Here is a 7,244-nt window from a genome sequence, read left to right on the forward strand (position 1 = left end):
CAAAACCCAAGCAGTATTGAACTGAAGAGTTTGATCATGGCTCAGATTGAACGCTGGCGGCAGGCCTAACACATGCAAGTCGAGCGGATGAAGGGAGCTTGCTCCTGGATTCAGCGGCGGACGGGTGAGTAATGCCTAGGAATCTGCCTGGTAGTGGGGGATAACGTCCGGAAACGGGCGCTAATACCGCATACGTCCTGAGGGAGAAAGTGGGGGATCTTCGGACCTCACGCTATCAGATGAGCCTAGGTCGGATTAGCTAGTTGGTGGGGTAAAGGCCTACCAAGGCGACGATCCGTAACTGGTCTGAGAGGATGATCAGTCACACTGGAACTGAGACACGGTCCAGACTCCTACGGGAGGCAGCAGTGGGGAATATTGGACAATGGGCGAAAGCCTGATCCAGCCATGCCGCGTGTGTGAAGAAGGTCTTCGGATTGTAAAGCACTTTAAGTTGGGAGGAAGGGCAGTAAGTTAATACCTTGCTGTTTTGACGTTACCAACAGAATAAGCACCGGCTAACTTCGTGCCAGCAGCCGCGGTAATACGAAGGGTGCAAGCGTTAATCGGAATTACTGGGCGTAAAGCGCGCGTAGGTGGTTCAGCAAGTTGGATGTGAAATCCCCGGGCTCAACCTGGGAACTGCATCCAAAACTACTGAGCTAGAGTACGGTAGAGGGTGGTGGAATTTCCTGTGTAGCGGTGAAATGCGTAGATATAGGAAGGAACACCAGTGGCGAAGGCGACCACCTGGACTGATACTGACACTGAGGTGCGAAAGCGTGGGGAGCAAACAGGATTAGATACCCTGGTAGTCCACGCCGTAAACGATGTCGACTAGCCGTTGGGATCCTTGAGATCTTAGTGGCGCAGCTAACGCGATAAGTCGACCGCCTGGGGAGTACGGCCGCAAGGTTAAAACTCAAATGAATTGACGGGGGCCCGCACAAGCGGTGGAGCATGTGGTTTAATTCGAAGCAACGCGAAGAACCTTACCTGGCCTTGACATGCTGAGAACTTTCCAGAGATGGATTGGTGCCTTCGGGAACTCAGACACAGGTGCTGCATGGCTGTCGTCAGCTCGTGTCGTGAGATGTTGGGTTAAGTCCCGTAACGAGCGCAACCCTTGTCCTTAGTTACCAGCACCTCGGGTGGGCACTCTAAGGAGACTGCCGGTGACAAACCGGAGGAAGGTGGGGATGACGTCAAGTCATCATGGCCCTTACGGCCAGGGCTACACACGTGCTACAATGGTCGGTACAAAGGGTTGCCAAGCCGCGAGGTGGAGCTAATCCCATAAAACCGATCGTAGTCCGGATCGCAGTCTGCAACTCGACTGCGTGAAGTCGGAATCGCTAGTAATCGTGAATCAGAATGTCACGGTGAATACGTTCCCGGGCCTTGTACACACCGCCCGTCACACCATGGGAGTGGGTTGCTCCAGAAGTAGCTAGTCTAACCGCAAGGGGGACGGTTACCACGGAGTGATTCATGACTGGGGTGAAGTCGTAACAAGGTAGCCGTAGGGGAACCTGCGGCTGGATCACCTCCTTAATCGAAGATCTCAGCTTCTTCATAAGCTCCCACACGAATTGCTTGATTCACTGGTTAGACGATTGGGTCTGTAGCTCAGTTGGTTAGAGCGCACCCCTGATAAGGGTGAGGTCGGCAGTTCGAATCTGCCCAGACCCACCAATTGTTGGTGTGCTGCGTGATCCGATACGGGGCCATAGCTCAGCTGGGAGAGCGCCTGCTTTGCACGCAGGAGGTCAGGAGTTCGATCCTCCTTGGCTCCACCATCTAAAACAATCGTCGAAAGCTCAGAAATGAATGTTCGTGAATGAACATTGATTTCTGGTCTTTGCACCAGAACTGTTCTTTAAAAATTCGGGTATGTGATAGAAGTAAGACTGAATGATCTCTTTCACTGGTGATCATTCAAGTCAAGGTAAAATTTGCGAGTTCAAGCGCGAATTTTCGGCGAATGTCGTCTTCACAGTATAACCAGATTGCTTGGGGTTATATGGTCAAGTGAAGAAGCGCATACGGTGGATGCCTTGGCAGTCAGAGGCGATGAAAGACGTGGTAGCCTGCGAAAAGCTTCGGGGAGTCGGCAAACAGACTTTGATCCGGAGATCTCTGAATGGGGGAACCCACCTAGGATAACCTAGGTATCTTGTACTGAATCCATAGGTGCAAGAGGCGAACCAGGGGAACTGAAACATCTAAGTACCCTGAGGAAAAGAAATCAACCGAGATTCCCTTAGTAGTGGCGAGCGAACGGGGATTAGCCCTTAAGCTTCATTGATTTTAGCGGAACGCTCTGGAAAGTGCGGCCATAGTGGGTGATAGCCCCGTACGCGAAAGGATCTTTGAAGTGAAATCGAGTAGGACGGAGCACGAGAAACTTTGTCTGAACATGGGGGGACCATCCTCCAAGGCTAAATACTACTGACTGACCGATAGTGAACCAGTACCGTGAGGGAAAGGCGAAAAGAACCCCGGAGAGGGGAGTGAAATAGAACCTGAAACCGTATGCGTACAAGCAGTGGGAGCCTACTTGTTAGGTGACTGCGTACCTTTTGTATAATGGGTCAGCGACTTATATTCAGTGGCAAGCTTAACCGTATAGGGTAGGCGTAGCGAAAGCGAGTCTTAATAGGGCGTTTAGTCGCTGGGTATAGACCCGAAACCGGGCGATCTATCCATGAGCAGGTTGAAGGTTAGGTAACACTGACTGGAGGACCGAACCCACTCCCGTTGAAAAGGTAGGGGATGACTTGTGGATCGGAGTGAAAGGCTAATCAAGCTCGGAGATAGCTGGTTCTCCTCGAAAGCTATTTAGGTAGCGCCTCATGTATCACTCTGGGGGGTAGAGCACTGTTTCGGCTAGGGGGTCATCCCGACTTACCAAACCGATGCAAACTCCGAATACCCAGAAGTGCCGAGCATGGGAGACACACGGCGGGTGCTAACGTCCGTCGTGAAAAGGGAAACAACCCAGACCGCCAGCTAAGGTCCCAAAGTTGTGGTTAAGTGGTAAACGATGTGGGAAGGCTTAGACAGCTAGGAGGTTGGCTTAGAAGCAGCCACCCTTTAAAGAAAGCGTAATAGCTCACTAGTCGAGTCGGCCTGCGCGGAAGATGTAACGGGGCTCAAACCACACACCGAAGCTGCGGGTGTCACGTAAGTGACGCGGTAGAGGAGCGTTCTGTAAGCCTGTGAAGGTGAGTTGAGAAGCTTGCTGGAGGTATCAGAAGTGCGAATGCTGACATGAGTAACGACAATGGGTGTGAAAAACACCCACGCCGAAAGACCAAGGGTTCCTGCGCAACGTTAATCGACGCAGGGTTAGTCGGTTCCTAAGGCGAGGCTGAAAAGCGTAGTCGATGGGAAACAGGTTAATATTCCTGTACTTCTGGTTACTGCGATGGAGGGACGGAGAAGGCTAGGCCAGCTTGGCGTTGGTTGTCCAAGTTTAAGGTGGTAGGCTGAAATCTTAGGTAAATCCGGGGTTTCAAGGCCGAGAGCTGATGACGAGTCGTCTTTTAGATGACGAAGTGGTTGATGCCATGCTTCCAAGAAAAGCTTCTAAGCTTCAGGTAACTAGGAACCGTACCCCAAACCGACACAGGTGGTCGGGTAGAGAATACCAAGGCGCTTGAGAGAACTCGGGTGAAGGAACTAGGCAAAATGGCACCGTAACTTCGGGAGAAGGTGCGCCGGCTAGGGTGAAGGATTTACTCCGTAAGCTCTGGCTGGTCGAAGATACCAGGCCGCTGCGACTGTTTATTAAAAACACAGCACTCTGCAAACACGAAAGTGGACGTATAGGGTGTGACGCCTGCCCGGTGCCGGAAGGTTAATTGATGGGGTTAGCGCAAGCGAAGCTCTTGATCGAAGCCCCGGTAAACGGCGGCCGTAACTATAACGGTCCTAAGGTAGCGAAATTCCTTGTCGGGTAAGTTCCGACCTGCACGAATGGCGTAACGATGGCGGCGCTGTCTCCACCCGAGACTCAGTGAAATTGAAATCGCTGTGAAGATGCAGTGTATCCGCGGCTAGACGGAAAGACCCCGTGAACCTTTACTGTAGCTTTGCACTGGACTTTGAGCCTGCTTGTGTAGGATAGGTGGGAGGCTTTGAAGCGTGGACGCCAGTTCGCGTGGAGCCATCCTTGAAATACCACCCTGGCATGCTTGAGGTTCTAACTCTGGTCCGTAATCCGGATCGAGGACAGTGTATGGTGGGCAGTTTGACTGGGGCGGTCTCCTCCTAAAGAGTAACGGAGGAGTACGAAGGTGCGCTCAGACCGGTCGGAAATCGGTCGCAGAGTATAAAGGCAAAAGCGCGCTTGACTGCGAGACAGACACGTCGAGCAGGTACGAAAGTAGGTCTTAGTGATCCGGTGGTTCTGTATGGAAGGGCCATCGCTCAACGGATAAAAGGTACTCCGGGGATAACAGGCTGATACCGCCCAAGAGTTCATATCGACGGCGGTGTTTGGCACCTCGATGTCGGCTCATCACATCCTGGGGCTGAAGCCGGTCCCAAGGGTATGGCTGTTCGCCATTTAAAGTGGTACGCGAGCTGGGTTTAGAACGTCGTGAGACAGTTCGGTCCCTATCTGCCGTGGACGTTTGAGATTTGAGAGGGGCTGCTCCTAGTACGAGAGGACCGGAGTGGACGAACCTCTGGTGTTCCGGTTGTCACGCCAGTGGCATTGCCGGGTAGCTATGTTCGGAAAAGATAACCGCTGAAAGCATCTAAGCGGGAAACTTGCCTCAAGATGAGATCTCACTGGGAACTTGATTCCCCTGAAGGGCCGTCGAAGACTACGACGTTGATAGGCTGGGTGTGTAAGCGTTGTGAGGCGTTGAGCTAACCAGTACTAATTGCCCGTGAGGCTTGACCATATAACACCCAAACAATCTGATGATTGTGTGTTGTAAGGTGAAGTCGACGAACCGAAAGTTCGCATGAACCGCAAACACCTTGAAATCACATACCTGAATCCGGATAGACGTAAGCCCAAGCGAACGGATATCCAACCGAATTGCTTGACGATCATAGAGCGTTGGAACCACCTGATCCCTTCCCGAACTCAGAAGTGAAACGACGCATCGCCGATGGTAGTGTGGGGTCTCCCCATGTGAGAGTAGGTCATCGTCAAGCTCCTATCCCAAAACCCCTGGTCAGCGATGACCGGGGGTTTTGCTTTTGCGCGCGGAAAAGTGGCAAGCCAGCAGCGCTGCGGACGGTAATCGAAAAACTTCGAGAGCTGCCGGGCGGCGTACTTCCGAGGGCATGGGAGACGCGATTTGCACTGTGCGCTCGTCTACAATAGCCGACAAATCCAGCCGAGCTCATTCATGTCCGATACCGATGTCCGTGGCCTGCAGGATCTTCCCCTGGAAGAACTGGTTGCTTGCCATGAGTGTGATCTGTTGATGCGCCGGGAACCCCTGGGACCGGGCGAGAAAGCCAATTGTCCGCGCTGCGGTTTCGAGTTGGCCGCGCATCGCCATCAATGGAAACGCCGTTGCTTCGCGCTGGTTCTGACGGCGCTATTTCTCTATATCCCAGCCAATTTCCTGCCGATCATGAATCTCAGCCTGCTCGGCCAGACCCGCAGCGATACGGTCTGGACGGGAGTGCTCGGTCTTTACGACAGTGGCATGCAGGGCGTCGCCATCCTGGTATTCCTGTGCAGCATGGTGATCCCGTTGGTCAAGTTGCTCTGCCAGTTGCTGGTGATGATCAGCGTGCGTTTCGGCATCGCCCGCCACATCGGCATGCTGCTCTACCGCGGCTATCACCATCTGCGCGAGTGGGGGATGCTCGAGGTCTACCTCATGGGTATCCTGGTTTCCATCGTCAAGCTGATCGACATGGCCGACCTCAGCCTGGGCATCGGCCTGGCCTGTTTCGTGGCGCTGCTGTTCACCCAGGTCTGGCTGGAGGTCACCATGTCGCCGCACCAGGTATGGGAAGCGCTGGGCGGCGAGGACGACGATGCGCGCGCTTGATGCCGGAATCCTGGTGTGCGGCGAGTGCCACCAGTTGAATCGCGCCGACGGGGACGAGCATCCGCGTTGCAGCCGCTGCGGTGCGGTGCTGCACGCCCGGCGCCCAAACAGCCTCACGCGCACCTGGGCGTTGCTGATCACCGCGGCGATTCTCTACATACCCGCCAACCTGTTGCCGATCATGACGGTCAACCTCTTCGGCAGCGGAATGCCCGCCACCATCATGGAGGGCGTGGTCGAACTGGTGCATGCCGACATGTTCCCCATCGCCATGGTGGTGTTCGTCGCCAGTATCCTGGTTCCTACTTTCAAGCTGGTGGGCATCGCCCTGCTGCTCTATTCGGTACAGCGGCACCAGCCGATGTCGGCCCGCCAGCGTATCCTGATGTATCGCTTCATCGAATGGATCGGGCGCTGGTCGATGCTCGATATCTTCGTCATCGCCATCCTCGTGGCGCTGGTGAATTTCGGCAACCTGGCGAGCATCGAGGCCAACCTCGGCGCCGCCGCCTTCGCCAGCGTGGTGGTGCTCACCATGCTCGCCGCCGTGACGTTCGACCCCCGGCTGATCTGGGACAACACCAATCTGGATGACGAGAATGAGTGATCTGCCAAGTCCGAAGAAACACAAGACCTCGAACTGGTCGGCGATCTGGGTGCTGCCGCTGGTGGCCCTGGCCATCGGTGCCTGGCTGGCGTGGCGTGCCTTCGACCAGGCTGGCGTGGACATCCAGGTTCGCTTCGAGAGCGGCGACGGGATCCAGGCCAACAAGACCGAGGTGCTGTACAAGGGCATCTCGGTGGGCAAGGTGACCGACCTGCATGTCAGCAAGGACATCAAGGGCGTGGTCGCGACCATCGAGATCAAGAAGGAAGCCCAGGAGTACCTGAGCAAGGACACCCGCTTCTGGCTGGTCAAGCCGCGGGTTTCCCTGGCTGGCGTCACCGGCCTGGAGACCCTGGTCTCCGGCGTCTACATCGCGGTCGATCCGGTGAAGGGCGAGAAGGAAGAACGCTACTTCACCGCGTTGAAGGAGCCGCCACCCCTTTCCGACAAGCTGCCCGGCCTGCACCTGACCCTCAAGGCCGATCGCCTGGGCTCCCTGGAGCAGGGCAGCCCGGTGTTCTACCGGCAGATCCAGGTCGGCCAGGTGAAGAGCTTCCAGTTAGGCGATGACCAGAGGACCATCGAGATCAAGGTGCACATCGAGCCGG

3 protein-coding genes, 2 tRNA genes and 3 rRNA genes are annotated in these 7,244 nt (G+C 55.0%); all 8 read left to right on the plus strand.

Going from position 1 to position 7,244, the window contains the following annotated elements; all coding sequences use genetic code 11:
* Nucleotides 1-18: 18 nt before the first annotated feature.
* A 16S ribosomal RNA gene (locus HMPREF1224_RS31895) occupies nucleotides 19-1,554 on the plus strand.
* 64 nt (nucleotides 1,555-1,618) lie between these two features.
* Nucleotides 1,619-1,695: transfer RNA gene (locus tag HMPREF1224_RS31900), tRNA-Ile, on the plus strand.
* 28 nt (nucleotides 1,696-1,723) lie between these two features.
* Nucleotides 1,724-1,799, plus strand: a tRNA-Ala gene (locus tag HMPREF1224_RS31905).
* Nucleotides 1,800-2,025: 226 nt separating this feature from the next.
* Nucleotides 2,026-4,916: ribosomal RNA gene (locus tag HMPREF1224_RS31910) — 23S ribosomal RNA — on the plus strand.
* 143 nt (nucleotides 4,917-5,059) lie between these two features.
* Nucleotides 5,060-5,175, plus strand: a 5S ribosomal RNA gene (gene rrf / locus HMPREF1224_RS31915).
* The 16S, 23S and 5S rRNA genes sit together here with 2 tRNA genes alongside, the layout of an rRNA operon.
* Before the next feature lie 146 nt (nucleotides 5,176-5,321).
* On the plus strand, nucleotides 5,322-6,029 hold the full coding sequence (locus HMPREF1224_RS31920; protein ID WP_023187661.1) for a paraquat-inducible protein A: 708 nt from the start codon (nucleotides 5,322-5,324) through the stop codon (nucleotides 6,027-6,029).
* The gene (locus HMPREF1224_RS31925) at nucleotides 6,016-6,636 is read left to right on the plus strand and encodes a paraquat-inducible protein A (protein WP_003107436.1); all 621 of its coding nucleotides are present in this window, start codon (nucleotides 6,016-6,018) and stop codon (nucleotides 6,634-6,636) included. Before HMPREF1224_RS31920 ends, HMPREF1224_RS31925 begins: the two co-directional genes overlap by 14 nt.
* Nucleotides 6,629-7,244: PqiB family protein (locus tag HMPREF1224_RS31930; protein ID WP_010793751.1), on the plus strand; the 616-nt coding region annotated here is incomplete at its 3' end. The genes HMPREF1224_RS31925 and HMPREF1224_RS31930, both read left to right, overlap by 8 nt.

Source organism: Pseudomonas sp. P179 (genome assembly GCF_000478485.2).
In the GTDB taxonomy this organism is placed as follows: domain Bacteria; phylum Pseudomonadota; class Gammaproteobacteria; order Pseudomonadales; family Pseudomonadaceae; genus Pseudomonas; species Pseudomonas aeruginosa.

Coding starts and splice junctions, on each gene's coding strand:
- HMPREF1224_RS31925 (WP_003107436.1), top strand. CDS start 6,016: ATGCGCGCGCTTGATGCCGGAATCCTGGTGTGCGGCGAGTGCCACCAG.